Genomic DNA, 26,278 nt, shown 5'->3' with positions numbered 1-26,278 from the left:
GTCAGCATTGTTGCCATGGCCGATTCCCACTTACTAATTAATCTTTCCTTTTTGCTGGCCCAACCGACGGGGTTGAGCGTCTATGCCAGCAACGTTTTTCCCCATCTTAAATCCCTCAACCCAACCTTACTAACCTCTCACATGGTGGCTAATTTTGCTTGCCAAACCGTGCCGAATAATCTCACCCCGGCCCAGGGCAGTCGGGGCCATTTTAACCGTCTAGTCTGGACCCAGTTTCAGTTACCAAAACTTTGCCAACAGTTAAAGGCTTCCTTGCTTTTTTCTCCGATTCCCGAAGCTCCCCTTTGGTCCGGTTGCCGCACAGTGGTGATGGTACACGACCTAATTCCCCTCCGGTTTCCCCATTGGAAATCTCCCCTAACCAGCTATTGCAAGTTTTATCTGCCCTTGGTGTTGGGACAAGCGGAACATATTCTTTGCAACTCCCAAGCCACGGCCGATGATGTGGTGGATTATTTCCAAATTCCTGCCAGTAAAATTACCCCGATCGCCTTGGGATATGACCGGGAGCATTTTCAGCTAGGGGAAGATAATTTACCCTCTAGGGAAAAGCCCTACTTTCTCTTTGTGGGCCGTCACGACCCCCATAAAAATGTGGCCAGGCTGATCGAAGCCTTTGCCCGGTTTATCCAAACTACCAACAATCGAGATGTTGAGTTAATTTTGGCAGGCCCCACCGATCGCCGTTACACCCCCAAATTAATGACCTTGGCAGAGCAATTAGGCATTGGTCCATTGGTGCATTGTTTGGACTACGTCAGCTACGACCAACTGCGGCAACTTTATCGCCAGGCGATCGCCCTGGTATTTCCTTCTCTCTGGGAAGGATTTGGTTTTCCGGTGCTGGAAGCCATGGCCTGTGGCACGGTGGTAATTACTTCCTCCGTCTCCTCTCTACCGGAAGTGGCAGGGGATGCCGCCCTACTGGTTGACCCTTTTAATGTTGGGGAAATTTACCAAGCCATGGAGCAGGTGTGGAAGGATGACAGTTTGCGTCAGCAGTTACAGCAACAGGGCTTAGCCAGGGCCGGGGCATTCTCTTGGGAAAAAACCGGGCATTTAACTACGGACGCATTGGCAAATTATCTTTAGGTTAGCGAAACCTAATCCCATGGCGAACCACTAGGTAATTTGGTTACCAATTCTGATTCCAAAGAATGAATTGACGTTCTCATTCTCAAAACACTTAAACTGTTTGGAAAGAAGGGGAGTGGAGAAATTAATCTTAATTAAATGTATCTTTAAAAATTAATTTACCTTTTAGATAAACTTCCACTGTGTTGTCATTAATTGAGTAGGTATAATCTCCATTTTTCCAAGTTGAAATGCCTGCTTTACGGCTGGGACCTAATTTAATACAGCCTGTCCCATAAACACAGCCTCGATAGGTTCCTGCTTCGTAGTCGACGGTATATTCCCCTTTCTGACCATAGTAGGTAATGGGACTTGCCACAGCAAGGGTTGCATAAACCACAGAGAAAGTTGCCATCAGCACCAAATGTAATACCTTCATGATTTAGACCTCAATGCTTAATCATTAGGTAATTATATCTGTTACCCAAATTTTCTTATCTAATATTTTAAGATAATTAACATAAAGTTTTGGTTTAAGCTTGGACTTGTCTAAAGTTATTCTGCCTGGGAGAGAACCTAGTGTGATGTTGCTTGCATTTTTCCAGCCCCTCGAATTTCCTGACAACTTCAATCAGACACTGGCCATAAATATCTATGCGGAAACTATTTGCAGCAGTCAAGCTACCCTGGAGGTGGCTCGCATACAGGCAAGTCAAGCGGCAATGGATGCTTTTAATCGCCATCGGCAATTTCATCTTTTTCCCCTGCAACTCTTGGATACTAGTGAAAAAAACACCGAAGCCGAGTTGCTGAAACGTTGGGACGATTTTTCCCAGAAGGTCTGCCCCGAAAAGTTCGAGTGATTATTTATGCCAAGGACAAGGAGTGCCCATTTCGGTTTGAGCTGACCTGGGTCAAGGAAATCTCAACAGAAACCCCCCAGGGAGGAAAACTTTTGGCAGGTTTTCTTTGATTAGAAACTTCCAGTAGTGACTCGAACTCACTTTAAGTTTAATGCTGGAAATTTCCGGACAAGCATGGGGCAGTTAAGATTCAAACAATATTTCTGTTTACAGGCTGTTAATGGTGCAAATCCCAGCAAAAAGGCGACCTATCCCGGGGATAAATCGCCATCAACTCTAGAAATTTCTTGCAAACTTTGTCAACCATTAGTCAACTATGTTCTTGGCGTCTTTGGGGCACTCAAAACCCCACCAATCCAACCTACAGATGGAGGTAAGCGGCTTCTGCTTCCAGTTGACTGACAAGGGACTGATTGCCGGCGGCCCGAGCCCGCTCTAGTCGGTGCTGGAGGTTTTGACGCAGGGTTTCTTTGTGGGCGATCGCCGTTTGAGTCAAAACACGTTTACGATTATTCATTACTTCTACCCTCCGAAAGGCAGTGAAAAACTTACATTTAGATTTACACTCAACATAACATAAAACCCTAGGAGATTTCCATAACGGTATCTATTGTTACTGAAGTTAACAAAAATGTATGAATTAAGTCCGAACAAAAGGGTAACCAACCTGGAAAAAAAGTAGTTTCCTCCCCGTCCACAAAATTTGTCCCCAGAGATAGAGTTTATGATCCATGCTTCCCGGTTAGGGCCAGGGACAATAGGGAGCTGGGAGCTTCCCCATTAGTGCCGCTATTAAACCAAATTTTGGGCTTACCTATGCCCTGCCCTACTGTCAAGAAACAAGGGGGAAACTGGATGCCCCTTGCCCCCAGAGGGTATTGTACTTTTTGAGCAGGCAAGGTTAAGTAGGAATTGTGCTTCCAATCTCTCCAGTGTCAGGTAAATTTTTCCACCTTTGACTATGGGAAGAACACATCAGAAGCGTTGTTTGTGCCTCCCAGGGAAAACTATGCGATCGCCATTTACAAGGGGGTGGTCTTTGGCATCACTGCTATTGGTATTGCTATCTGGCTGTGGTGGTGAAACCCTTTCCTCCCCAGAACTGAAAGCCTCTCCCCCAGTGAACCAGGGCACTTTAACAGTGCGGGCCAACGGAGAACAACGGGCCCGGGAAGGTCTGACCACTAAGGATGGCTGGTCTCTGGACTTTAGTCACGTTTATGTTTCCCTGGCGGAAATTAATGCTTACCAGATCGAACCGACCTTTGATGCCAGCACTGATGCTCCATTGCCAGATACGGCCGTGACGATCGCCATACCAGGGTCCACCGTAGTGGATTTAGCAGCGGCAGGAAAAGACGCTGAAACTGTTTTAGTGGGGGAAACCCCGGCTCCGGCGGGAAAATTTAACGCTTTATCTTGGCAAATGCCCCTGGCCGCAGCAGGTCCAGCCCAAGGTTACTCAATTTTACTGGAGGGAACGGCAACTAAAGATGGTCGGACAATTCCGTTCAAATTAGGGGTGAAGGAGCAATTGGGCTTTATTTGTGGTGATTTTGTCGGAGATGAACGCAAAGGCATTTTAACTGCCGGGGGTAAGGCCGATTTGGAAGCAACCTTTCACTTAGATCATTTATTTGGGGAAGGGAAAGAATCCGCCGACAGCGACATTAACCTTAGTGCTTTCGGTTTTGCCCCCCTAGCGGCCCTGGCCCAGGAAAAGGGCATTGAAATCAACAGCGAGGATTTGCAAGCCCAATTAGGTGAGGCAGATTATCAAACCTTTTTGCAAGTTTTGGCCAACCTTGGCCATGTGGGGGAAGGCCATTGCCGACAAACCCGAGAATTTAACACCACCACTTCCGTCAACCAGTAAATCCGATGAAATCTAGTTTAATCTTGTTTTTTTTAGCGGGAGGCATACTTAGCCACACGGCCCCTGTCCTCGCCCACGGAGTTAAAGTAGAACATCATTCCGTGGCGGCGATCGCCGTGGCAGCCCAATACGACTCCGGAGAACCCATGACGGAAGCCCAGGTGTTGGTCTATGCTCCAGACAGTTCCTCCCAACCTTGGTTAACGGGGGTCACCGACGAACAGGGTAAATTTACCTTCACCCCTCCAGGCGATCGCCCTGGTAACTGGGAAGTGGCTGTGCGGCAAGGGGGCCATGGGGCTATGGTCACCATACCTTGGCAGGCGAAAACAGCCAATGGTGGCACAATGGATTCAGGTTCCGAGCAATCCAACTCCGACCAAATGACCCCGGAGATCACCGTAGCCTCCGTTCCCAACGCCGCCGCCCTATCCCCCATGCAACGGGGCATTACCATCGGAGCAGTCATTTGGGGATTTGTGGGCACAGCCCTATTTTTTAGCAGTAAAAGTCAAAGCCACAGCAAAGGTAGAACCTAGATGCACATTCCCGATGGTCTATTGCCTCCCCAGATAGTGGCAGGGGGTTATGCGGTAACGGGGCTGGCCACCTGGTATTGTTTAAGGCAAATTAACCATCAAGGGAATACCTTAGAAAACATCCCCAAAGCTTCGTTACTGACGGCAGCTTTTTTTGTTGCGTCCTCCCTTTATATTCCCCTGCCCCCAGTCAGTGTCCATCTCGTACTCAATGGTTTGTTGGGGGTAATACTGGGTTATTTTGCCCTGCCCGCTATTTTGATTGGTCTCTTTTTCCAGGCGTTGATGGTAGGCCACGGGGGACTGACCACTTTGGGTATTAATGGGGTGTTAATGGGGTTACCGGCGTTGGCGGCCTATCATATTTTTCAACTGCGCTATGGCCTGGAAAAATTTCTACCGGAGCCCTGGCCCACTGGTATTTGTGCTTTTTTGGGGGGCAGTGGGGGTTTAGCCTTAACTGTGCTAATTTTCATTAGCCTGACTTTGACCAGTTTACCGACTGGCTTAGATGCCGCCGCTGAACACCGGGCCATTCTGGTGGTGGCCCTCGGACATTTACCCCTAATACTGCTGGAAGGTATATTCACTGTCATGGTGGTTTTATTTTTGCAACGGGTCAAACCGGAATTATTGGAGGGTTAGGCCGTGGGCTTGATTGGTTTAGAAACCTATGTACCTGGGCGATCGCCAATGCATCGTTGGGAACCCCGGCAAAAACTAGTCAGCCTCATGGCGTTAATGTTTGCCTTGGCCATGGTGCAACGGGTTTGGTTAGTTATTCCCATGGTGACTGTGACTGCGTTGCTCTATCGATTATCCGCTTTACCCCTAAGTTTTCTGCGCCAACGCTGCAGTTATCCTGGGTTATTCATTTTGGCGGTGGTTATTCTACTGCCTTTTACCAGTGGGGAAACGGTGCTGGGGCAGTGGGGATGGATCAGTGTTCGTGGGGAGGGGTTAACGGCCATGGTGCTCATTGCCGGGCGATTTTTCTCCATTCTTACCCTGGGTTTTATTATCTTTGGCACCACCCCTTTTCTAACTATGGTCAGATGTTTACGTCGTTTGGGTTTACCTCCTTTGATGGCGGATATGGCCCTGTTGGCCTACCGTTACCTATACGACATTGCCCATACTCTCGGCACCATGAAGCAAGCAATGCAATTACGAGGATTGGGACAACGGCCGGCAAAACGGCGATCAATAGCCCACTGGGCGATGTTGTTGGGGAATCTTTTGCTCCGTAGCTATGAACAGTCTCAACGGGTTTACCAAGCCATGATCCTACGGGGTTACGGCCAAACAACTTCCCTGGGGGGCACAGTCACCACAACAGAGCAATGCTCAAGGGGTTGGGGTTTAACGGTGACTGTATTGGCGATCGCCGTCGGTTTTGTGGTGGCGGAGGTGAGCCTGTGACTTTAACCAATGTACGGGGTCTGGACCAGGGTAGAGAGGAGGAAACGATTCTATCCCCAGAACCCAAAGCAATCACAGTGCGGGAACTATGCTTTGCCTATGGTGGCCAGGCACCAGTGTTGGACAGTCTATCGTTGCAGGTTGCCCCGGGGGAGCGGTTGGGGATCATTGGCCATAACGGTTGCGGCAAGACCACCTTATTTTTACTACTCTGTGGACTGCTCAAACCCAGCGCCGGCACCATTGAGCTATGGGGCAGTCCCCTACAACCGGGGAAATTTTTACCGGAAGTGGGGTTATTGTTTCAAAATCCCACCGACCAATTATTTGCCACTTCTGTGTGGGATGATATTGCCTTTGGTCCGCAAAATATGGGTCTGTCCGCGGAAACAGTGGCCCAACGGGTGACCCAGGCGGCCCAGTTAACAGGAGTTACTGCTTTGCTAGAACGCTTGCCCCATCACCTGTCGGGAGGGGAAAAGCAAATGGTGGCGATCGCCGGTTTGTTGGCCATGGCCCCGAAAATTTTCTTCTGCGACGAACCCACGGCCAGCTTGGATATTAGGGCCCGCCGTCAATTGATTAACTTTTTGGGACAGTTCCAGGAAACGTTGCTCATTTCCTCCCATGATCTGGAGTTTGTCTTGGAAGTCTGTGACCGGGTGATAGTCATTGATCAGGGGCAGATCGTGGCCGATGGTGGGGCAGAGGAAATTATGGGTAATCAAACCCTGATGGTAAGTCATGGTTTAGAAAAACCCTATTCCCTCCGTTGATGAAAAATAGGTAAAACCAGGGTAGATCACACTGGCGGCGAAAATAACATGGGGGGACGTAGTTTTGAACCATTCTTGCTCCCTAGAATTCCTGCACAACCAGAAAAACTAAGCCTGGGCGAGTTAATGGGCACTAATTCAAAGGGTTTCCTGGCTGATAATTTCTCCGTTACTCCGTAACCAAACCAGGGTGATTTTTTCCACAGCACCATTAACCAAAGTCACCAGGGAAAAATTACGGGCAGGGGGCAAACCGTCTTTTTCCGTTTGGATGCGGGGCACACAGGCCGCATTGAGATATACCGTTCCTTGATGATCCACACAAACCCTCTCCCGCAGACGATCCTGACGATGTCTAAGGCGATGGTGCATATGGCCGAAGGTCACCAACGGTACCCGTTTACCCTGTTCCCGCACAGAAGCGATCGCCCAAGCCAAATCGGGATCGCCAAAATCGCCCCCCAAGGGGTTCCAATCCCGACCACAGATGGATTCTGCCTGATTTCCTAAGCCGCTGGGACCATTATGGGCCAAAAAAATTAACGTTTCATGGGGGCTAGCCAGGGCCGTTGCGGCAATCTGGGTTTGGGACTGGGTAAAGCTTTCCATGCCATACCGTTCCCGCAAAAACTGTTTGTTTTTCCATTCATTGCCCCCCCAGGTAAAGGGCCTGCCCCCCACCACCGAGAGGCCAAATTGCTGAAAATCCCGGCGGCCATAGCTAACATCTGCCAACCCCAGTAGTTCCTGCTGAGCTTTCACCCGGTCTTCCTTTTGGCGATCGTAGGGGCACTTTTTGCGGCCCCAATCGGAGGCGGTGAACCAAGCATCGTGGTTACCAAATACCGTGGCCTTGGGTATGGGTAAGGAGGCAATTAAGCTGACCACCGGCAATGATTCGTTACCAAAATCCCCCACAAATAGCACTAAATCTACAGCGATGGACTGGAGGGCTTGGTGGTCTGCCAATTCCCATTGGTCATGGATATCGCCCACAACGGCCAGGGTAATGGTTGCAGTAGGTTGGGAGACCATTAACTCTCTTCGCTTTCTGAGGTTTCGGCCAACTCATCTTCCCCGGAAGGGGGCACCAGGGCCACAGCGGCGATCGCATCGTCGGCATCTAATCGTTGTACCCGTACTCCGGTGGCACTGCGGGACTGGGGCGAAATATCATTGACCGATTGGCGGATAATAATGCCCCGGTTGGTGACGATCATCAATTCGTCGTCGAAGTTGACCACATGGAGAGCCACTAGCTGATCATCCTTGGATTTGAAGCGGATGGCTTTTACTCCCAAGCCCGCCCGGTGTTGCAAGCGGAACTGACCCACCGGCACCCGTTTGCCAAACCCCTTCATGGTTACCCCCAGCAACCAAGGGCTAGGATTTTCGCTTTCCTCCAAAATGGCATCGCTATCGGGGCCCAAATCCTCGTCCGCTTCATCGTCACCCCCAATGCCAATGTTGGCCACCACTTGGCTGGGCAAAATATCCATGCTAATGAGGGCATCCCCCGAGCGGAGGCGCATGGATTTAACCCCCCTGGTGGCCCGACCCAGGGCCCGCAGTTCGTCCTGATCTGCTTTGAAGTGGATGGCCATACCCTTTTGGGAACCAATGATAATGCTATCTTCTGCCTTGGCTAAGCGTACCCAGCGCAACTGGTCCCCTTCCACCAAGGAGATGGCGATCAGACCATTGGAGCGGATATTACTGAAGGCAGACAGGGCCGTTTTTTTGATGTAGCCCTGCTTGGTCAGCATGATGAAATAGGTATCGTCATCAAATTCTGAGACGGAAACCAGGGACGTAATTTTTTCATCCTTGGGGATGGGCAACATTTGCACAATGGGGACTCCCCGGGCGGTGCGGGAAGCGATGGGAATTTGGTAGGCATTGAGGCTGTAAACTACCCCCCGATCGCTAAAGAACAGCACCTTGTCGTGGTCGCAACAGGAAAGGAAATGCTCCACTCCATCGTCTTCCTTAATTTTGGCGGCGGCTTTACCCCTGGTGGCCCGGTTTTGGGTGCCAAAGGTGTTGGCGGGCATTCGTTTGATATAGCCCTGTTCCGTCAATAAAATTAAGGCTTGGTCATTGGCAATTAAATCCGTGTCGATCAGTTCCCCGTCCTCTTGGACAATAACGGTGCGGCGCGGGGTGGCGTGGATGGCCTTAATTTGCTCCAATTCTTCTTCAATGATGGCGTTGACCCGTTCCCGGCGGGCGAGGATGTCCTGGAGGTCCGCAATTTTAGTCTGCAATTCTTCGTGCTCAGCGGTGATCTTATCCGCTTCTAGGGCAGTTAAGCGTCGTAATTGCATTTGCAAAATGGCATCGGCCTGCACTTCCGACAAGGCAAAGCCTTCCACCAATTCAGTTTTGGCACTGGCGGTGTCGGCGGCGGCCCGGATGAGGCGAATGACTGCATCGAGATTATCCAGAGCAATGAGTAAACCCTGGAGGAGATGGTCCCTTTCCTCTGCTTTACGCAGTTCGTAGCGGGTGCGGCGGGTGATGGTTTCCACGCGGAAGTCGAGGAACACCGTCAGGAATTTTTTGATGGTTAAAACCTGGGGTTCTCCGTCCACCAGGGCCAGCAAGTTAGCGCCAAAGTTGCTCTGGATGGGGGTCTGCTTATAGAGATTATTGAGCACCACCCTGGCATAGGCATCCCGTTTCAGTTCGATGACAATTCTCATGCCGTCCCGGTCGCTCTCGTCCCGGATGTCGGCAATGCCATCAATTTTTTTGTCGTTAACTAGGTCGGCAATGCGTTCAATTAAAGATGCCTTATTGGTCTGGTATGGCAACTCGGTGATGATAATGGCATCCCGGTCTGGACGGCCCGGATGTTCCATGGTCTCAATACTGGCAACCCCCCGCATGGTGATGGAGCCCCGCCCGGTGAGATAGGCTTCCCGAATGCCCGATCGCCCGAGGATCTGGGCCCCAGTGGGAAAGTCAGGACCGGGAATGATTTGCATCAGTTCCTGTTCGCTGATGTCAGGGTTTTGCACCACGGCGATCGCCGCGTCGATGACTTCCCCTAGGTTATGGGGGGGAATATTGGTGGCCATGCCCACGGCAATGCCGGAGGAACCATTGATCAAAAGTTGGGGGATGCGGGCGGGGAGCACCACTGGTTCCTGTTGGGAACCGTCAAAGTTATCAATGAAATCTACGGTTTCGGCTTCAATGTCCCGCAGGAGGGCATTGGTAGAAAGGGGCCTAAGTCTAGATTCGGTGTACCGCATGGCGGCGGCGGGGTCGTTGTCAACGGAGCCAAAGTTACCATGGCCGTCGATTAACGGTTCCCGCATGGAAAATTCCTGCGCCATCCGCACCAGGGCGTCATACACCGCTGTATCCCCGTGGGGGTGGTATTTTCCCAGCACTTCCCCCACTACCCGAGCACATTTCCGGAAGGGGCGATCGGGGGTGAGTCCCAACTCATACATGGCATAGAGAATGCGTCTATGGACTGGCTTGAGTCCATCCCGTGCATCGGGTAACGCCCGCCCGACAATCACACTCATGGCATATTCCAGGTATGAGCGCGACATTTCGTTTCTGAGGTCAGTCGCAATCAGGCGATCGGGCGAGTCAGTCATGCAATTACTCCAAGGCAGTTTGAAAGGTTTGAGTTGCGCTCCAATTCCTCCCAAGGGAACCAGATAACAGGGCTCAAAGCAGCCTCCATTCTACCATTGGCCCGTGCAGGGGTCTGGCTTGGCCGGTCTCTGCCAAGATATGTGAAAATCGTCGTATGTACCTAAGGATCGGGTCAATGAACTTATTACTGCAAAGACTAAAGTGTTGGCGGGGTATTCACTGGGCTTGGCTCGTGGGAGCTGCTACCACCCTCGCTATTGTGGTGGCGACCCTCGTACCGAGTTTGGCCAATAGTCCTAAGGGCAGTCTTTATACCCCCATGGGGGATGGAGACTATACATTTTCCGAAACGAATCGTCGGGGCATGACAGAGAGAATTACCTATGATTTCCCTGACACCGGTTTGAAGTTGACCATGCCCCGATTCTTGAAAAATCCCGAGGCTATTCAAACCCCTGGTAAAGATATTGTGGTGTTCTTGCGGACAATTCCTGATACCTGCGGACTATACGAGATGTCGGAAACCATCTTGCCACCCAATGCAGGGCCGCCGCCCCATTTCCATCTTGACAACGACGAATGGTTTTTCTCGACAGAAAATTCTCAAATTCGACTCTACAGTGCCCAGGAGAAACAGCAAACCATCAAAGCCGGTCAAGTCCCGGGTATCAATCTTGCTCCCATCAAAATGGGATCCCTTGTGCAAAAACAGGGTGAAATTTTATTTTCTCCCAAGGGTTCCGTACACTTCTTCCGGAATGAAACCCCCGGCAAGGAGGATGTGCGAGGCTTTTATAATGTCTGGTCACCGGGCTATGGCACCCTAGAGCGTTTTCAGGGCATTAATCGTATTGACCATGGCAATGAACCCTTGGCCCTACCAGAGGATCAGGCGGTACTGTTGCAAAGCAGTCTTTGGGGCTTTCCCCACGACATTACGGGCAGGTTTGTGGGCGTTAAGGACTTCTACGGCATCCGTGGCCCGGTCTTTGAACATCCTAATAATGTGCAGAAACTCCAAGAGCTGTTTGATGCTGGAGAAGCTTGCTATCCCCCCGATGGTCTGAGGAAACCGAAGCCGCCCCTGCCGGAGCCGCAATAAAATCTTGCCTTTTTGCTAGGAAGATTTTACGTAGATATACGACTCTGGCAGTTTTTGAGAATAACTTTCACCCCCGATGGTTACCCCAGTAAAAATTTAAGCGTAGGGATCACCAAACAAAACGAAGGAACTGGTAATTTCCCGCAAAATTTTATCGGTGACTTCCCCCAGGGCCACTCCCCCCACCGATCGCCTTCGGAAAGAACGGAGCACGACCAGGTCAAAGGTGTGGGAAACCCGGACTAGTACCTTAGCAGCATCGTCATGGCAAATAACTTTAATGGGATATTCTGCTGTGGCCTGGCACTGGTCTAAAAACCGTTCCATTTCCGTTTTAAATGCTTGCACCTGTTGTGGGGAGGTGTTGTGGGGACAAACATGGAGCAGGGTGACAATGGCTCCATTGGTTTCCGCCAAGCGCTGGGTGAACTGGAATAGTTCCAAGGTTTGGGGAGTGAGATTTTTAATGGGGAAAAGAATGCGATGAAAAGAATGGGGGTCGGACAGAAGTCGCATCACCGCCACTGGACAATGAGCCGACCAAAACACACTATCGATGGTGCTGCCAAACAATTTAGCTCGTAAACCAAGGGACTGCTGACTCCAACCCATGATGATCAGATCGGCATTTTTTTCCCTCGCTGTGTGGCTAATGGCCCGGGCCACATCGTCATCAATGCGCAGGGCTGGGTGGGCATCTACTTTCAGGGTGGTGGCCAGTTCTGTGGCCTGTTGCAATAACAGTTCGTTTCGGGTCAGCCTTCTATTCAGCCCCGGATCATCCATGTGCACTGGTGCTTTGGCGATCGCCAAGGGAATTACCACGCCACTTTCATGGCGGGCGATCAGGGCTCCCATTTCCAACAAATAGCCCAGGGTTTGGGGATTCTGGGTGGGCACTAGGACCGTAAAGGTGGAAGCTTTGGGGGGCACCAGGGTAATTTCGCCATTTTCCCCCGGTAAGGCCGAGTCATCTTCGAGGTTAGAGAGACTATTGGGGGGCGGAATTTTGGTGGCAAACTTGGCTGTCATCAGGGGGCCAATGATGGACGTGATCAGCATCAGCACAATGATGGTGTTCAATACCGTTTCTGACACCAGGCGATCGCCAGAGGCATTAATGGCTTGATAACCGGCCACCGCCGCCGCCAATGTGGCCGCCACCTGGGGAATGGAAAGGGACCACATGGTTAGACCCTCGGCCCAGGTATAGCCCAATTTCAGTTGGGCAAGGATAGCCGCCACCCCCTTGGAGATGATCAGCCCGCCCACAATGGCCACCACCAGGGGAAACAAGGTGGTGAGGGTGACCATAAAGGCCGGTAAATCCAACAACAGCCCAATGCCAATAAAGAAAAAGGGAATGAATAGGGTAGTTCCCAAAAACTCGACTTTTTCCTTAACTGGCCCCTTGCCCAACACATCGTTCACCGCCAGCCCGGCCAAGAAGGCTCCAACAATTTTATCCACATTGATCAATTCCGAGCCCACGGAAGCAAGGAACACCGCCAGCAGTACGAAGAGAAATTGATTACTCTGCTCATCCCCGGTGCGACGAAAATATTCCTTCCCTGCCCAATCAAAGCCGACTAACACCAAGGCACTGTATCCGGCGATCGCCACCAACTGCACCACCAAACCCGCCGGGGAAAAACTACCACTGTGGATGGAAATACAGATGGCCAAAACTAACAGAGCGGCAATATCTGTGAAAATGGTGGCCCCAATGGTGACCATCACTGCCTGATTTCGCACAATGCCCAACCGCTGCACAATGGGGTAGCCCAACAGGGTATGGGAGGCAAATAGGGACCCCATCAACACAGAAGCATTGAGGGAATAGCCAAAAAGTTGACCCACGGCCAACCCCGTCAGTAAAGGAATGGCAAAGGTGAGGCAACCATAGAGCAAAGAACGGTTGCGGGTGCGGCGGAAGTCCACCATATCAATTTCCAATCCCGCCACAAACATCAGATAAATTTTGCCAATGTCGGTGAAGAGCTTGATGCTTTCCGAATCCTGATCTAATATTCCTAGACCACTTTTGCCCAGCACAATGCCAGCGAACAAAAGTCCCACCAATCCTGGTAACTTGAGACGCTCAAAAATTGGCGGCAGAATCAGGGTCACCAATAATAGAATGGTGAAGTCGATTAAAGGATTACTCGGAATTGGTGCGAATAAGCCATCCATAAAGTGGGTGGAGATTGTTTAGGTCATAGGCAGGAGCCATGGGCATCATCATACCGTTCCGGCTCCCGATCGCCATTTCTAGTCCGTTGGCCCTTCTCGCCCTAGCCATTGTTTCAGCTTTCCCCTTTGCCCCCATGCCCAAACAGTATTTTTTCTCTGTCGGCCGATTTTCCTGCCCTGCACTGGCCTCTGCCATCGTTAGTGTTATGGTCGGAACCCTGGCCATGGCCTCCCCGGCGATAGCCTTAGATTGCGCCGAGATGGGGGAACTAGCCCAGTACGATTCCCGCTGTTGGGAAAGTTTACCCCCCACCATGGCCCCCAAAGCAGGTAACAGTAGTCCTAGTAGCCCTCTTAGTGGTGGTCTTGGGGCAACGTTGGGCAATGGATTGCAAGCTTTTCAGGGAACATGGAAATTCGATTACGAAAAAACCATGGCAGACTACCGGCAAAGCCCTGAATACAAACCAGAGGAAGACATCGAAGCGCTGTCCGGACTGCTCAACTTTATGTTTGGCATGGTCTCCCTCAAAATTGCCGGGAACCAATTACAGATGAGCGTTGCCGGTACCGGGGAAGTTACCACCATCGATTGTCAAGTGAACTCTAGTACTGCTACTGTGGTCATAGCCCAATGCACCAAAGAAGGTGACACCAAAACGATTAAATTTGAAAATGTTTTGCCGGGACAGTATATGAAATTTGGTGCAGTGGGGGAAAACGATTGCCCCTACTGTGTTTGGCGTCGGGTGGGGCCATAGTTGAATCATGGCAACTATTCTTTCCTTGATCTGAGCCGGAAGCCTTGTTAACAATCTTGCCCGGATTGGGGCTAGTTAACTCCAAGCCAGTGGGTGAAACAGAACCCAGTCCAAACTATCTCCAAAAATCCATCAGCTATTATGACCCTTAATCTCTATTTTCTCCGCCACGGCGAAACCACCTCTAGCCAAACAGGGACTTTTTGCGGCCGCCTGGACATTGACCTCACTAGCCATGGCTATCAAATGGCCCACCAATTTGCCGAAGCTTACAAGGATGTTCATTGGACGGCTATTTTTGCCAGCCCCCTACACCGCACCATGGCCACGGCAACTCCCCTGAGTGAGCTGATCAATGTACCTATCCAAAAACGGGACGGTCTGAAGGAAATTGCCTACGGCGAATGGGAAGGGAAAACCCCAGCGGAAGTGAATCAAGAATTTCACGATGATTATGTCCGTTGGCTGGCGGATCCGGGTTGGAATGCTCCTTCTGAGGGAGAAAAGGGCATTGATATCGCCCGTCGTAGCTCTGAGGTGCTAGAGGAAATCGAACAAACTTTCACCGACGGTAATGTGTTGGTGGTATCCCATAAGTCCACCATCCGCATTATGCTCTGTAGTCTGTTGGGCATTGACATCGGCCGTTTTCGAGACCGTATCGGTATGCCCGTGGCGGCGGTGAGTATTATCACCATGTCTAAGCACGGCCCCTTGATCGAAGTGATGGGCGATCGCTCCCACCTCAACCAAGACCTGCGCGATCGGTACGGCACCTAGAAAGTATCAAAGAGACAGTTAAATTGATTTAAATTCACTGGTCGTTGCCATGGTCCCTGCCCCAAGACAGAGTTTTTCTATGCCATGGTTTTGAGCAGTTGCGGCTTTTTGAGCCCTTTTCCCTGGCCCAACCCAGGTTAAAATCCGCAGCGGGGGCAGTACGATGAACATATTTGCTATGCGATCGCCTAGTTTGCCATGAGTCACCGTGTTCTAGTTGTGGAAGAGGAAGAAAAGTTAGCCCGATTTATGGAGTTGGAACTCAAATATGAAGGCTACGATGTCAGTGTGGCTAGGGATGGTCTGAAGGGCCTTACCCAAGCCCAGGAATTTCCCCCCGATTTAATCATTGTGGACGCAGCCCTACCAGGGCTGTCTGGAGCGGAGCTATGCCGACGACTACGGCAGACGGGCAGTCGCATTCCCGTTATCCTGATCACAGCCAAGGACGACGTGGAAGAAAGGGTGATGGGGCTTGATGCCGGTGCCGATGACTACATTGTCAAACCCTTTAACTCCGATGAGTTTTTTGCCCGCATCCGGGTGCAATTGCGTCGTACCCACACGGCTAGCGATGAAGTGCTGCAATTTGCCGATCTACGCTTCAATCGCAGTACAAGGGAAATTCAACGGGGCGATCGCCTGATTGATCTCACCGCCAAGGAGTTTGAGCTTTTGGACTATCTCCTCTCCCATGCCCGCCAGGTGTTGACCAGGGAACAAATTTTGGAACGGGTCTGGGGCTACGATTTTATGGGGGATTCCAACATTATTGAAGTTTATATCCGTTACCTACGGTTGAAGTTGGAGGCGGCGGGGGAGCCCCGTTTAATTCAGACAGTGCGGGGGGTAGGCTACGTGCTAAGGGATTAGGAGTATGGAACTAATCATTTCCTGGCTACGGGTGTCTTGGCAGGTGTTGGCCATCAATGGCGATCGCATTGCCTGGAACACTTTTTTGGCTGTTATTCCCCTGGTGCTCAGTGTTTGGTTATTCCGTTGGCATAATCCCCAGCGCCAACCATGGCCCCGATCGCCACTATGGTGGGTAATTTTTGCGGTATTTATCGCCTTTTTGCCCAATGCCCCTTACATTTTGACCGACATTATCCATTACTTCCAACTGGTGCGGCGGGGAGTGCCGGAAAGCATTATGGTATTCACCGTGACGCCCCAATTTGTGCTGTTTTTAGGCACTGGTTGGCAATGTTACGTCATGTCCCTGCTCAATGCCGGTTATTACCTGGAGCAGCGGCAATGGTCAGCCTGGACTTGGCCCATGGAGTTAACGGCCCATCTGTTGTCGGCGATCGGTATTTATCTGGGGCGATTTTTGCGTTTAAACAGTTGGCATGTGGTTACAGACCCCAAAGATGTGGGTCATAATTTGGCCCAAAGCCTTTCCCATCACCGCCCCCTCTTGGCCATTAGCGTCACCGTGGTGATTCTGACCGTTTTTTATTGGTTGACTAAACAGGTTAACCTCGGGTTAGTACTGCGGTGGCAACAGGTTCGTCGCCGTGGTCCATAGGCCAACAAAAATATTAACCCAATGGAATGGCAACAATTACTCTCCCGCAAACGCCTCGGTAAACAACAGTTGGAGGAGCATCAGTTTGAGCGCACCTCTTTCCTCAAAGATTATGACCGCATTGTCTATTCCACGGCTTTCCGCCGCCTGAAGGATAAAACCCAGGTTTTTCCCCTATCCAAAAATGCCGATGTCCGCACCCGTCTGATCCACAGTTTGGAGGTGTCTTGTGTAGGCCGTTCCCTAGGGCGCATGGTGGGGGATCAGGTGGTTAAACGCCATCAACTCCAGGCGATCGAAGCGGCGGACTTTGGAGATATTCTTTCGGCGGCCTGCCTGGCCCACGACATTGGTAATCCTCCCTTTGGCCATGCGGGGGAAGATGCCATTCAAACCGCTTTTCAAAAATGGTATGCCCGCAAAAATCGTTCCGGTGCCCTGATTAATCCCCTAGAAAAAGCTGATTTTGACCGCTTTGAAGGCAATGCCCAGGGCTTTCGTATTTTAACTAGGCTTGGTTTACCCCATCGCCCAGGGGGACTGCAACTAACCTGTGCCACCCTGGCCACCTTTGCCAAATATCCCCGGGAATCATTTATTCCCCAACGCACCCTAGCCCGCCATCCCGGTAAAAGCTTACAAAAATACGGTTTTTTCCAGGCTGAAAAAGATCTATTCACTGAAGTAGCTGAAACGGTGGGTCTCATTCGGCGATCGCCAAAGGTTGCTTGGTGGTGTCGCCATCCCTTGACGTTTTTAATGGAGGCGGCGGACGATCTCTGTTACTCCATTGTCGATTTGGAAGATGGTTTTCATATGGGCTATCTTCCCTTTGGAGCAGTGCAAGATAAATTACAAAGCATTGCTGACATTGAGCTAAACCAATACGAAGGCAGTCCAGCGGAAACCATCAAACGACTGCGGGCTAAGGCCATCAATCGACTGGTAAAAGAAGTAGCCCAAATTTTTCTTGACCATGAACCGGATATTTTAGCGGGGAAATTTGACCAATCCCTAGTGGGGCTAAGCCGTTTTTCCCCCCAACTTAAGGAAATTGAAACCATGACCACCAATGCGGTTTTTCACCATCCCAATGTGGTCAGAATTAAAATTGCTGGCTTTGAAGTCTTGGGGGATCTATTAACTGATTTTCTTACCGCCGTCCTGGAAAAACAACCCCGTCCGAAGGGGAAACTGCTTAAATTTATGTTGCCTCCAGAGCACCAAGTAGCCCCCGATGACGATAACTACAGCAAAATTCTGAAAGTAACTGATTACATTGCTGGTATGACCGATTTGCAAGCCACTCTGCTGTATCAACAACTGCGGGGCATTGCCCTCTAATGCTCCCATGCCAGGGTTTCAGATTATGGGCAAAAGCAACTCTGGCAGTTTGGGCTGAAGAGAGCCTGATGCGGGGAAAAATTTCCGCTGACCAGAATTTATACCAAACTGTGCGCCAGAGTAAAACCATGGCTATTTAGTTAAAAATACGACGAAATCAGAAACTAGAGTAGCCTTAATAAAAGTTTTACGGAAGCTGTTATTATCTCAGTCTTATTTAAACGAACACAACTAGGAGTTGGCTGTTAAGTAGATTTTTCCTGGGAGAAAATTGGCATAGGGTTGACGTTGCGATAGGCACTGTTGGGACGGGGTTGTTTTTGAATTTCCTCCTTAATGCTGTCAAGATCTACATAACGGTCGGAAACATTGATTAAACTGTCGCTGGTCATGGAACGGAGGCTCACCACCTCAATGCGCGCCCCCCGATAACTGACCGCATCAGCCGCATAGGCCAAATCTCCATCTCCACTAACCACCACAGCGGTGTCATAGGAACCCACCAAGGACATCAAATCCACGGCAATTTCCACGTCTAGGTTGGCTTTTTTAGAACCGTCCGGTAATTGCACCAGGTCTTTGGCAATGACTCGGTAACCATTGCGGCGCATCCAAAGCAAAAATCCCTGTTGTTTTTCGTTACTGCGGTCTACCCCGGTGTAGAAAAAAGCCCGCAATAGTCGGGAGCCCCCCGTTAAACAGTGCAATAATTTGGTGTAATCAATTTCAATACCTAGTTGCAAGGCCGCGTAAAAAAGATTGGAACCATCAATGAAAATGGCCACCCTGCCCCGGTTTTCTAATAACTGATCCGGTGTAAACAGTGCATCCTGTTCAAAGTCCTCAAACATGGTGTTCCTAAATAATTAAGTCGTGATTTAAAGGGGTTTTTAAAAAAAATTCAAAGGAAAAAAGCGGAAAAGTGATAAAAATGTTAATTTTTGTTAAAAAATCTTCAAAAGATCGAAGTTGACCTAGGGGGTCAGCTTTTGATTCTACTCCTCTGCCGGTAACTCCAGTTTGGTAAAAATAGGCTGGGCCGGGGGCAGATTTTGATTCGCACATAGTTGGCCCCAGGATTGGTGACGGTTGAATTCTTCCGCTTGCTCCAACGGCGATCGCCACTGGTCAAAATCCCAGGTGAAACCCAATTGTTGATAAATTTTGGTGCTCAGGCGGGGAACAATGGGGGAAAGGAGATAGGCCGAGAGCCGAATGGACTCCAAGACGCTGTACAGCACATCTTCCACTTCCTTCTGACTGCCCTGTTTAAATAACTTCCAGGGAGCCATGTCGTCGATGTATTTATTGCCAGCCCTCACTAAGGTAAAAATTGCCTCACAGGCATCGGTGAAGGACAGTCTTTCATAGGCACTGCTCACCTGTTCCCCTAAATGACTGCCCAGGGCTTTGAGGGGATTATCGGGGGCTAAATCCGTGGCCATTACCTGGGGACCTTGCCCCTGACAGTATTTTTTCACCATGCCCAGGGTGCGATTGAGCAAATTTCCTAAGTCGTTGGCTAAATCGGCATTGAGCACATTGACAAACCGTTGTTCGTTGAAATCCCCATCTTTACCAAACTCAATTTCCTTGAGGAAATAGTAACGAAAAGCATCCTCCCCATAGCGGTTAATTAAGTCTAGGGGATCAACGGTGTTGCCCAAACTTTTACCCATTTTGTGCCCATCTTTGGTGAGAAAGCCATGGCCGAAAACCTGGGCGGGGATCGGTAATTCCGCCGATAGCAACATAGCCGGCCAATAGACCGCATGGAACCGTAAAATATCTTTGCCAATCAAGTGTAAATTGATGGGCCACCATTTGGCCAAAGCGTTAGCTAAACTAGGTTCTTCATCCTCCCCTAAGAGAGCGGTGACATAGCCCAGTAGGGCATCAAACCAAACGTAAATAGTATGGTTGGGATCATTGGGGAGGGGGAAACCCCAGTCCAAATTGACTCGGGAAATGGAAAAGTCCTGCAATCCCTGGGCGACAAAATTTAACACTTCATTGCGACGACTACTGGGTTGGATAAATTCCGGTCGTTGGGCATACAGTTCTTCCAAGGGTTTCTGATAGCGGGAAAGGCGAAAAAAATAGTTTTCCTCATCCCGCCATTCTGCCTTGCGGTTAGGGTGTAGAGGACAATGGTTATCCTCCAATAAATCTCTTTTTTCTTTAAATTCTTCGCAGGCAACACAGTACCATCCCTGTTGTTGGGCCAGATAAATGTCCCCTTTGTCCCAGACCCGTTGAAAAAAGTCTTTGACAATGGCTAAATGGTGGGGATTAGTAGTACGACTAAAGCGGTCGTAACGAATATTGAGCGATCGCCATAGTTCCTTAAACTTGACCACGATATGGTCGCAATGGGTTTGGGGATCAAGGCCTTGAGCTTCGGCAGTACGTTGAATTTTTTGCCCATGTTCGTCGGTGCCGGTGATCATCAACACTTCATAGCCCTGCAATCTTTTGAAGCGGGCCAGGGTATCCGCCACTACTGTAGTGTAGGCACTACCCAAATGGGGCACATCGTTAACGTAGTACAGTGGGGTGGTGACGGAAAAAGTGGGTACGGAAGAATCAAGCATTCGATCAAAAGAAGTTTGTAAAAGTGCCATGGAGAATATTTAGTTTGGTTAACCACCATGCCTAGAATGGTCAACAGTAATGGTTACTTCCCTAAACTCCTGAGGATAGATTCTCAAAGGGGGCTGTTAAGTAAACCTTGTTATTGCCCTTAGAAATTCTTATCAATGAGGTTAAAAATAGATTCTTAAAAATAAATTGAAATTAACAATCTTAAAAAGCGGGGGACTTCAGTTTAGCAAAGGCTAAACTTTAAGGAAGTTTTTCTCCATAATATCTTAAGATGTGAAGCCCTCTTCCTCTTTTTGGGAGCAAGTTCCGTCCCTACACCCGATCAGGATAAAATGAACTGCTAGCCCCCACTGCTTCTTTCTGACAAGGAATTTTCATGAAACCGTATTTAGCCGCTGCCCTGCAAATGACCAGCCGCCCCAACCTAGCCGAGAATTTACAAGAAGCAGAGGAGTTGATCGATTTGGCAGTGCGCCAGGGGGCAGAATTGGTGGGTTTGCCGGAGAACTTTGCTTTTTTGGGCAATGAAACAGACAAACTGGAACAGGCTTCGGCGATCGCCACAGCGACGGAAAAATTTTTGCAGACCATGGCCCAACGGTTCCAGGTGACTATTCTGGCAGGGGGCTTTCCCTTTCCGGTGGCGGGGGAGGCGGGCAAGGCTTATAACACAGCCACTTTAATTGCTCCCAATGGGCAGGAATTGGCCCGCTACCATAAAGTTCATTTATTTGACGTTAATGTGCCCGACGGCAACACCTATTGGGAATCGGCCACGGTGATGGCTGGGCAAAAATATCCCCCGGTGTACCATTCCGATAGCTTTGGTAATTTGGGGCTGTCCATTTGCTACGACGTTCGTTTTCCAGAACTGTACCGTTACCTTTCTCGCCAAGGGGCAGATGTTCTTTTTGTGCCCGCCGCTTTCACTGCCTACACCGGCAAAGACCATTGGCAAGTGTTGCTCCAGGCCCGGGCCATTGAGAATACCTGCTACGTCATTGCCCCAGCCCAAACCGGTTGCCATTACGAAAGACGCCACACCCACGGCCACGCCATGATCATTGATCCCTGGGGAGTGATTCTGGCCGATGCGGGGGAAAAACCAGGCCTGGCGATCGCCGAAATTAACCCCGACCGCCTCAAGCAGGTACGTCAACAAATGCCTTCGTTGCAACACCGGGTATTCGTCTGATGGCCAGTTGCCAGGGCGTTCCTAGGGCCCAAGCGGTGAAGAATGCAGGCACAGAGACTAAAACCGCCTTTTTCGTCATCGTTAACGATTTGTCCTGGGGCAAAAATGAGAAAACCCCATGGGGATCAAGAATTTGAGTCATATTGATTGACCCGTGGCTATTGTCTAGCAAAGCTTAATTAATAGTTAAGAAAACCTGAACAGTCCGAAGGAAGTGTTAGTTTTTGGATCTTAGCTGGGTCGCTGCGGCCTAAAAAGTTCACTAGCGGCGTTGTTTTCCTTGGTTGATCATCTAAGCCATCGAAGGGTCTACACGGCGGAAATGGACTTGACCGCCATGGGGATCAGCGCTAACTGCCACTGGGAGTAATTTTTTCTTTTCCCTAACTGCAACTGTATAACTGTGCTTTATTTTACAAATCTTACAGGAATTTTATCGTTTTTTACCGCCGCAATTTGACCTGTTGGACTTGATTTTTAACAAACCCTCTTTAAGTATCCTTAAGCAATCACCATGATCATGTATCACCGACCGATCCAAGCTCCCCAAATCCTTACCAAGCAGACTATCCATTGCCCCAATTGCGGAAACCATGCCGTCCGTCAGCAATGCCTGATTGAAAAGGAAATTGTCACTGAAACCGCTTGTCCCGTGTGTGACTACCTCTTGGTCAATTGTCATCGTACCGGCAGAGTGGTGGATTCTTACCTTTGTTTAAATACGAGGCGTTAATAACAAATAGTTATTGAGTTATTGACCACTGGGCTGACACTTTTCCACCTGGGCAGTCCAAAGTACCATCTGCTTCATTGCTTCCCGTAGCACAGCAGCCCCTAGATCACTGTTGTTGACCATAAAACTGAATGCCACCGGGCCCCAATGGTCGTTTTCCACATAACCCGTGAGGGAAACTACCCCTGTGAGGGTACCTGTTTTGCCCCGCATTTTGCCCACCAGGGGAGTATCGGCGAAACTCCGCTCCAGGGTGCCCGATCGCCCGGCAACGGCAAGGGATTGTTGATAGATTGTCCCCGTTGACCGTTGGGTTTGATTTATCAAAAGTTGTACTAGGGTTTGGGGTGTGACCAAATCCTGGCGGGACAGTCCTGAACCATCCCGTAATCTAACCGTAGTGGGGGCTAGACCAAGCCTTTCCAAGTAGGACTGCCAATTGGTGTCAGATGATGGCAGTTGGATGGCGTTGAGCAACGCTTCAGCGTAGAGATTATTGCTGTCTTGGTTGACCGTTTTAATCAATGCCGATAAAGGAGCAGACGTTAGAGTTAGCACAGGGGCCAGGGCGATCGCCGTGGTGTCGGTGCTCAAGGTTTGGGAGTTGACGGTAATACCCTGTTCCGCCAACTTTTGTTGCAAACTAGCGAGGAAATAACCTGGAGGGTCTGCCACGGCCAAGGTAATCTCCCGGGGTTCCCCTGCGGGGGGCAGAGCGCCGGTGAGGACCAATTGCCGTTGACCAAAAATTTGTCGAACCTGGGGAGACTGGGCTGGATCAACTTCCGTTTGGGTTTGGTTAATAATCTGCCATTGTTCCCCCGCAATGGAATCGGACCAAGTGGGGGCCAAGGGTTTCCCTAAGTCCTGGGGCGTGAGGGTGAGGCTAACTTGGTTACCGGCCAAAATTGCGCCATTGACAGGGGGAGCATAACCGTAGTGCAAATCATCCCACTCCCAACTGGGGCGTTGGTAATCCTGGGGGGCGATGGCGTCTACTAACACCAATTCTTCAATTACCGTTACCCCCCTATCCTTTAACTTTTTGGCGATCGCCGTCAGGTCTTCCAGGGTCAAACTGGGGTCACCGCTGGTGATAATCTGAACTTTTTTACCGCCATCAAGTTGGTAAACCTGAGTGGCAAAGCGAAAATTTGGCCCCAGTTCCTGCAGAGCCATGGCGGTGGTAATTAATTTTTGGTTAGAGGCCGGAATAAAAAGACGATCAGCTTGATATTGGTAAACAGGCTGAGACTCCGTTAAAGGTTGGATGGCAATGCCCCATTGGGCCCGGCCTAAATCCGGTTGTTGTAAATGGGTTGCCAGTTTTTGTCCCAGTTCCGCCGGACAAAGGCGATCAGTCTGGGCCCCTACCCCCGTGGTCAGAAAAAGGAAAAATACCCCCGTCCCCGTCAGTGAGAGCGGCAATAAGCTCAGGTGTTTTTTCCATTGAGAAGGCAAAATCAGCACCATGCCTGGGTATTCCCCTAGTCCGTAATTGCCTTGAGCAGCACATCACTCAAACTCATGCCCTGCATATCTTCCATGGTGACGGTATCCACAATGTCAAACTTAGCTCCTGCGGCCTGTAATTGATCGTCTAAAGCCTGGAAAAAGGCTGTGGCTTTTTTGTCGTTGCCCACCTGAATGAGGGAAATGCCCAATTCCTCGTCCCGGTCAATTTTTTGGCTCGCTTCCAAAATTAAACGGATCACCGCTTTACGATCGGTGGGTTCACCGTCGGTGATGATCAAAAAAGTTTCTCCGTTGGGCTTAGTTTGCCCCGCCTGACGCCGCTGAAAAAAATTATCCAAACCATCCTTGAGGGCACTGGCAAGATCTGTGCGTCCCATGGGTTCGTTGTTAGCATAAATATAAGCAACTTTCTGGGCCGTAACATTGTCATAACGACGGAAGCGGCCGGAGAATAGGTAAACCGTGATGCCGTCGGGGTCAATTTCTTCGCATTTTTGAGCCAGGGCAATGGTCGAAGCTTGGGCTATTTCCCAGCGAGTGGGGCCATTGGGATCATCAGCGGTGGCCATGCTACTGCTTTTATCGATCATTAGGGTATAGTCTCGGTTTTCGATGACAGCTTCAGCGCTCATAATCCTCTTGGGTCAATTTTGCAAACAATGGCAGTTTTTTCTCTTTTAGCCTATTACAACTTTTTGGAAATGTTCTTAAGATTGCATATTTCCTTAAAATTAATCAGAAATTTGTTAGAGGGGTAATGCCGTGCCGACCGTTCACTGCTCCAACCGCGATTGTCAAGCCCCCAATGACCTAGGTGATCGCCTGTGCAAAACCTGCCAGACCCCTCTGCTGAAACGCTATCTGTGGTCGGTGGGGGATTGGATCAAGGCCTATCAACCGGGGGAATTGTTACTGGACCGTTATCTGTTGGTGCGGCCCCAAGTGTTGTTGGACACTACTCCAGCCCTGGGAGTGGACGGGCCAGAGGAAATCCCGGATCATATTTTGCCCTACCAAAAGCTTTTGCCCTTTCGTCTCAATGTGCCGGAAGTGTATGACTATTTTCCCAGCTGGGACGAAGAAAAGGATTTATCGGTCTGGCTGTTGGACTATGGCCCGGTGCCCCTAGATGAGACGGGGGAACCTCTCCATGACCGTTTATTGCCTTCCCTGGGGGAAATGTGGGAGCAAGCTTCACCCCTACAACAGTTAACTTGGCTCTGGCAAATGATTCGTCTTTGGCAACCGTTACAAAGGCAGGGGGTGGTGTCTAGCCTATTGGAATTTGACTGGTTGAGGGTGCAGGGCCCCCAAATTTTTCTCCAGCAGTTGCAGCTAGATGAGCACCAATTTTATGAAACCAAATATTTAGCCGGGGTGTGGGAGTCGTTATTGACTAATGCCCATCCGGCGATCGCCGATTTTTGTCAGACCCTGTGGCAAAGGCTAAAGCAGGGCAAAATCCCCCATGCGGACTACCTGTTGCGGGTGTTGGACACGGGCATTCAATCCTTGGCAGAGCAGTATGATTTTAGCTATACAGTGTTTGCCCTAACCGATGGGGGCCCCAGTCGAGACCATAATGAAGACGCCTGTTTTCCCGTCAGCGAAACCCCCATAGAAGGGCAACAGTTGGCCAACACCATGACCCTCATTTGTGACGGGGTGGGGGGCCAGGAAGGGGGGGAAATTGCTTCCCAATGGGTAATTGATCATTTACCAATTCGGATTATTTCCAAGATACAAAAACAGATGAATGAGCCGGACCAAATCCGCAGCTTCATCCAGCATCTCAAGGAAGATATCGAAGAAGTTAACGAGCAACTCAATCGTCGTAATGACCGGGAGGAAAGGGTCGAAAGGGAAAGGATGGGCACCACCCTGGTGATGGCCCTGGCGGATTTTCAGCAGTTTTTCCTGGCCAATGTGGGGGATTCCCGTTGCTATTGGCTGACTAAGGATAGCTGTAAACAGGTGACGGTGGACGATGACGTGGCTTCTAGGGAAGTGCGGCTGGGGTTAATGCTCTATCGCCATGCGGTGGAATTACCCAGATCGGGGGCGTTAACCCAAGCGGTGGGATTGGGGCCAGCGGGGCAACTCCATCCCATTATTCAGCGCTTGATTGTGCCCACGGATTGTCTCTTTTTACTCTGTTCCGATGGCTTCTGTGACAACAATCGGGTAGAGCAGTATTGGCAAGATGATTTTCTGCCGGTGCTCCAAGGCGATCGCCCGGTGGCCGAAGCAGTGCCTCGATTGATTGAGTTGGCCAACCAAGTTAACGGCCATGACAATGTTTCTGTTGCCCTTATGCACTGCCAAATTTCCCCCTCCGTCCCTACCCCCACCCCTGTCTCTTATAAACAT

At 50.1% G+C, this 26,278-nt stretch carries 26 protein-coding genes; 17 read left to right on the top strand and 9 right to left on the bottom strand.

Annotated elements, in window-relative coordinates:
- The first annotated feature begins 15 nt into the window (after window positions 1-15).
- Entirely contained in the window at window positions 16-1,113 is a 1,098-nt protein-coding gene (locus IQ217_RS10120; protein ID WP_194019844.1) for a glycosyltransferase family 4 protein, read from the top strand.
- 133 nt (window positions 1,114-1,246) lie between these two features.
- On the opposite strand, the gene IQ217_RS10115 is transcribed toward IQ217_RS10120, so the two are convergent.
- Window positions 1,247-1,534, bottom strand: a complete 288-nt coding sequence (locus tag IQ217_RS10115) for a hypothetical protein (RefSeq protein WP_190595758.1) — start codon at window positions 1,532-1,534, stop codon at window positions 1,247-1,249.
- A 145-nt stretch (window positions 1,535-1,679) separates the two neighbouring features.
- On the opposite strand from IQ217_RS10115, the gene IQ217_RS10110 reads away from it, so the two are divergent.
- Window positions 1,680-1,958, top strand: a complete 279-nt coding sequence (locus IQ217_RS10110; protein ID WP_228024016.1) for a hypothetical protein — start codon at window positions 1,680-1,682, stop codon at window positions 1,956-1,958.
- 361 nt (window positions 1,959-2,319) lie between these two features.
- Here the strand turns inward: IQ217_RS10110 and pirA are convergent, their stop codons facing one another.
- Entirely contained in the window at window positions 2,320-2,475 is a 156-nt protein-coding gene (gene pirA, locus IQ217_RS10105; RefSeq protein ID WP_010873614.1) for an arginine synthesis PII-interacting regulator PirA, read from the bottom strand.
- A gap of 395 nt (window positions 2,476-2,870) precedes the next feature.
- Here pirA and IQ217_RS10100 point away from each other — a divergent pair, with 395 nt between their 5' ends.
- From IQ217_RS10100 to IQ217_RS10075, 6 genes are read left to right on the top strand one after another with little or no spacing between them, the layout of a single operon-like run.
- Complete coding sequence (locus IQ217_RS10100) at window positions 2,871-3,041, top strand: hypothetical protein (RefSeq protein WP_194019863.1); 171 nt, start codon at window positions 2,871-2,873, stop codon at window positions 3,039-3,041.
- Window positions 3,013-3,834, top strand: a complete 822-nt coding sequence (locus tag IQ217_RS10095) for a hypothetical protein (RefSeq protein ID WP_228024015.1) — start codon at window positions 3,013-3,015, stop codon at window positions 3,832-3,834. Before IQ217_RS10100 ends, IQ217_RS10095 begins: the two co-directional genes overlap by 29 nt.
- Before the next feature lie 5 nt (window positions 3,835-3,839).
- Window positions 3,840-4,373 (top strand): carboxypeptidase-like regulatory domain-containing protein, encoded by a 534-nt coding sequence (locus IQ217_RS10090; protein WP_194019841.1) that lies wholly within the window; start codon window positions 3,840-3,842, stop codon window positions 4,371-4,373.
- Entirely contained in the window at window positions 4,374-5,018 is a 645-nt protein-coding gene (gene cbiM / locus IQ217_RS10085; RefSeq protein WP_194019840.1) for a cobalt transporter CbiM, read from the top strand.
- Window positions 5,019-5,021: 3 nt separating this feature from the next.
- Window positions 5,022-5,795: a cobalt ECF transporter T component CbiQ gene (cbiQ, locus tag IQ217_RS10080; protein ID WP_194019839.1), complete on the top strand. Its 774-nt coding sequence runs from the start codon at window positions 5,022-5,024 to the stop codon at window positions 5,793-5,795.
- Window positions 5,717-6,571: an energy-coupling factor ABC transporter ATP-binding protein gene (locus IQ217_RS10075; RefSeq protein WP_194019838.1), complete on the top strand. Its 855-nt coding sequence runs from the start codon at window positions 5,717-5,719 to the stop codon at window positions 6,569-6,571. The genes cbiQ and IQ217_RS10075 overlap by 79 nt, the downstream gene beginning before the upstream one ends.
- 138 nt (window positions 6,572-6,709) lie before the next feature.
- Here IQ217_RS10075 and IQ217_RS10070 read toward each other — a convergent pair whose 3' ends face one another.
- Window positions 6,710-7,606, bottom strand: coding sequence for a TIGR04168 family protein (locus IQ217_RS10070; RefSeq protein WP_194019837.1), 897 nt, complete (start codon window positions 7,604-7,606; stop codon window positions 6,710-6,712).
- On the bottom strand, window positions 7,606-10,188 hold the full coding sequence (gyrA, locus tag IQ217_RS10065) for a DNA topoisomerase (ATP-hydrolyzing) subunit A (RefSeq protein ID WP_194019836.1): 2,583 nt from the start codon (window positions 10,186-10,188) through the stop codon (window positions 7,606-7,608). Before gyrA ends, IQ217_RS10070 begins: the two co-directional genes overlap by 1 nt.
- A gap of 176 nt (window positions 10,189-10,364) precedes the next feature.
- Between gyrA and IQ217_RS10060 the strand changes: the two genes are divergently transcribed.
- The gene (locus IQ217_RS10060; RefSeq protein WP_194019835.1) at window positions 10,365-11,291 is read left to right on the top strand and encodes a cupin domain-containing protein; all 927 of its coding nucleotides are present in this window, start codon (window positions 10,365-10,367) and stop codon (window positions 11,289-11,291) included.
- Between the two features lie 96 nt (window positions 11,292-11,387).
- On the opposite strand, the gene IQ217_RS10055 is transcribed toward IQ217_RS10060, so the two are convergent.
- Complete coding sequence (locus IQ217_RS10055) at window positions 11,388-13,484, bottom strand: cation:proton antiporter domain-containing protein (RefSeq protein ID WP_194019834.1); 2,097 nt, start codon at window positions 13,482-13,484, stop codon at window positions 11,388-11,390.
- Between the two features lie 38 nt (window positions 13,485-13,522).
- Here IQ217_RS10055 and IQ217_RS10050 point away from each other — a divergent pair, with 38 nt between their 5' ends.
- From IQ217_RS10050 to IQ217_RS10030, 5 genes are all read left to right on the top strand, one after another.
- Entirely contained in the window at window positions 13,523-14,245 is a 723-nt protein-coding gene (locus IQ217_RS10050; protein ID WP_228024014.1) for a hypothetical protein, read from the top strand.
- A gap of 141 nt (window positions 14,246-14,386) precedes the next feature.
- Window positions 14,387-15,025, top strand: a complete 639-nt coding sequence (locus IQ217_RS10045; protein ID WP_190595779.1) for a histidine phosphatase family protein — start codon at window positions 14,387-14,389, stop codon at window positions 15,023-15,025.
- Window positions 15,026-15,223: 198 nt separating this feature from the next.
- Complete coding sequence (locus IQ217_RS10040; RefSeq protein WP_194019833.1) at window positions 15,224-15,898, top strand: response regulator transcription factor; 675 nt, start codon at window positions 15,224-15,226, stop codon at window positions 15,896-15,898.
- Window positions 15,899-15,902: 4 nt separating this feature from the next.
- A complete protein-coding gene (locus IQ217_RS10035; protein WP_190595785.1) occupies window positions 15,903-16,556 on the top strand; it encodes a DUF1361 domain-containing protein in 654 nt (217 codons plus the stop codon).
- 21 nt (window positions 16,557-16,577) lie between these two features.
- Window positions 16,578-17,900, top strand: a complete 1,323-nt coding sequence (locus IQ217_RS10030) for a deoxyguanosinetriphosphate triphosphohydrolase (RefSeq protein ID WP_194019832.1) — start codon at window positions 16,578-16,580, stop codon at window positions 17,898-17,900.
- Window positions 17,901-18,145: 245 nt separating this feature from the next.
- Here the strand turns inward: IQ217_RS10030 and IQ217_RS10025 are convergent, their stop codons facing one another.
- Together IQ217_RS10025 and metG are read right to left on the bottom strand one after the other, a co-directional pair.
- Window positions 18,146-18,751 carry a LabA-like NYN domain-containing protein gene (locus IQ217_RS10025; protein ID WP_194019831.1) on the bottom strand — a complete coding sequence of 202 codons (606 nt, stop codon included), beginning with the start codon at window positions 18,749-18,751 and terminating at the stop codon, window positions 18,146-18,148.
- A gap of 144 nt (window positions 18,752-18,895) precedes the next feature.
- Complete coding sequence (metG, locus tag IQ217_RS10020; protein WP_190595791.1) at window positions 18,896-20,494, bottom strand: methionine--tRNA ligase; 1,599 nt, start codon at window positions 20,492-20,494, stop codon at window positions 18,896-18,898.
- Window positions 20,495-20,880: 386 nt separating this feature from the next.
- On the opposite strand from metG, the gene IQ217_RS10015 reads away from it, so the two are divergent.
- Window positions 20,881-21,699: a carbon-nitrogen hydrolase family protein gene (locus tag IQ217_RS10015; RefSeq protein ID WP_190595793.1), complete on the top strand. Its 819-nt coding sequence runs from the start codon at window positions 20,881-20,883 to the stop codon at window positions 21,697-21,699.
- Window positions 21,700-22,213: 514 nt separating this feature from the next.
- Window positions 22,214-22,432, top strand: coding sequence for a hypothetical protein (locus tag IQ217_RS10010; protein ID WP_228024013.1), 219 nt, complete (start codon window positions 22,214-22,216; stop codon window positions 22,430-22,432).
- Between the two features lie 18 nt (window positions 22,433-22,450).
- Here IQ217_RS10010 and dacB read toward each other — a convergent pair whose 3' ends face one another.
- Complete coding sequence (gene dacB, locus IQ217_RS10005) at window positions 22,451-23,905, bottom strand: D-alanyl-D-alanine carboxypeptidase/D-alanyl-D-alanine endopeptidase (protein WP_194019830.1); 1,455 nt, start codon at window positions 23,903-23,905, stop codon at window positions 22,451-22,453.
- Between the two features lie 14 nt (window positions 23,906-23,919).
- On the bottom strand, window positions 23,920-24,540 hold the full coding sequence (locus tag IQ217_RS10000) for a vWA domain-containing protein (RefSeq protein ID WP_190595797.1): 621 nt from the start codon (window positions 24,538-24,540) through the stop codon (window positions 23,920-23,922).
- A gap of 130 nt (window positions 24,541-24,670) precedes the next feature.
- On the opposite strand from IQ217_RS10000, the gene IQ217_RS09995 reads away from it, so the two are divergent.
- On the top strand, window positions 24,671-26,278 hold a 1,608-nt coding region (locus tag IQ217_RS09995), incomplete at its 3' end, for a protein phosphatase 2C domain-containing protein (RefSeq protein ID WP_194019829.1).

The sequence above is a fragment of the Synechocystis salina LEGE 00031 genome (genome assembly GCF_015207985.1).
Taxonomy (GTDB): Bacteria; Cyanobacteriota; Cyanobacteriia; order Cyanobacteriales; family Microcystaceae; genus Synechocystis; species Synechocystis salina.
The sequence above is the reverse complement of the archived record's forward strand: the minus strand, read 5'-3'. Positions and strand labels throughout refer to the sequence as shown.

What these genes read in the sequence shown, in the direction of transcription:
- IQ217_RS10120 (WP_194019844.1), top strand. Translation starts at nt 16, where the DNA reads ATGGCCGATTCCCACTTACTAATTAATCTTTCCTTTTTGCTGGCCCAA.
- IQ217_RS10115 (WP_190595758.1), bottom strand. Translation starts at nt 1,534, where the DNA reads ATGAAGGTATTACATTTGGTGCTGATGGCAACTTTCTCTGTGGTTTAT.
- IQ217_RS10110 (WP_228024016.1), top strand. Translation starts at nt 1,680, where the DNA reads ATGTTGCTTGCATTTTTCCAGCCCCTCGAATTTCCTGACAACTTCAAT.
- pirA (WP_010873614.1), bottom strand. Translation starts at nt 2,475, where the DNA reads ATGAATAATCGTAAACGTGTTTTGACTCAAACGGCGATCGCCCACAAA.
- IQ217_RS10090 (WP_194019841.1), top strand. Translation starts at nt 3,840, where the DNA reads ATGAAATCTAGTTTAATCTTGTTTTTTTTAGCGGGAGGCATACTTAGC.
- cbiM (WP_194019840.1), top strand. Translation starts at nt 4,374, where the DNA reads ATGCACATTCCCGATGGTCTATTGCCTCCCCAGATAGTGGCAGGGGGT.
- IQ217_RS10075 (WP_194019838.1), top strand. Translation starts at nt 5,717, where the DNA reads ATGCTCAAGGGGTTGGGGTTTAACGGTGACTGTATTGGCGATCGCCGT.
- IQ217_RS10070 (WP_194019837.1), bottom strand. Translation starts at nt 7,606, where the DNA reads ATGGTCTCCCAACCTACTGCAACCATTACCCTGGCCGTTGTGGGCGAT.
- gyrA (WP_194019836.1), bottom strand. Translation starts at nt 10,188, where the DNA reads ATGACTGACTCGCCCGATCGCCTGATTGCGACTGACCTCAGAAACGAA.
- IQ217_RS10060 (WP_194019835.1), top strand. Translation starts at nt 10,365, where the DNA reads ATGAACTTATTACTGCAAAGACTAAAGTGTTGGCGGGGTATTCACTGG.
- IQ217_RS10055 (WP_194019834.1), bottom strand. Translation starts at nt 13,484, where the DNA reads ATGGATGGCTTATTCGCACCAATTCCGAGTAATCCTTTAATCGACTTC.
- IQ217_RS10050 (WP_228024014.1), top strand. Translation starts at nt 13,523, where the DNA reads ATGGGCATCATCATACCGTTCCGGCTCCCGATCGCCATTTCTAGTCCG.
- IQ217_RS10045 (WP_190595779.1), top strand. Translation starts at nt 14,387, where the DNA reads ATGACCCTTAATCTCTATTTTCTCCGCCACGGCGAAACCACCTCTAGC.
- IQ217_RS10040 (WP_194019833.1), top strand. Translation starts at nt 15,224, where the DNA reads ATGAGTCACCGTGTTCTAGTTGTGGAAGAGGAAGAAAAGTTAGCCCGA.
- IQ217_RS10035 (WP_190595785.1), top strand. Translation starts at nt 15,903, where the DNA reads ATGGAACTAATCATTTCCTGGCTACGGGTGTCTTGGCAGGTGTTGGCC.
- IQ217_RS10030 (WP_194019832.1), top strand. Translation starts at nt 16,578, where the DNA reads ATGGAATGGCAACAATTACTCTCCCGCAAACGCCTCGGTAAACAACAG.
- IQ217_RS10025 (WP_194019831.1), bottom strand. Translation starts at nt 18,751, where the DNA reads ATGTTTGAGGACTTTGAACAGGATGCACTGTTTACACCGGATCAGTTA.
- metG (WP_190595791.1), bottom strand. Translation starts at nt 20,494, where the DNA reads ATGCTTGATTCTTCCGTACCCACTTTTTCCGTCACCACCCCACTGTAC.
- IQ217_RS10015 (WP_190595793.1), top strand. Translation starts at nt 20,881, where the DNA reads ATGAAACCGTATTTAGCCGCTGCCCTGCAAATGACCAGCCGCCCCAAC.
- IQ217_RS10010 (WP_228024013.1), top strand. Translation starts at nt 22,214, where the DNA reads ATGATCATGTATCACCGACCGATCCAAGCTCCCCAAATCCTTACCAAG.
- dacB (WP_194019830.1), bottom strand. Translation starts at nt 23,905, where the DNA reads ATGGTGCTGATTTTGCCTTCTCAATGGAAAAAACACCTGAGCTTATTG.
- IQ217_RS10000 (WP_190595797.1), bottom strand. Translation starts at nt 24,540, where the DNA reads ATGAGCGCTGAAGCTGTCATCGAAAACCGAGACTATACCCTAATGATC.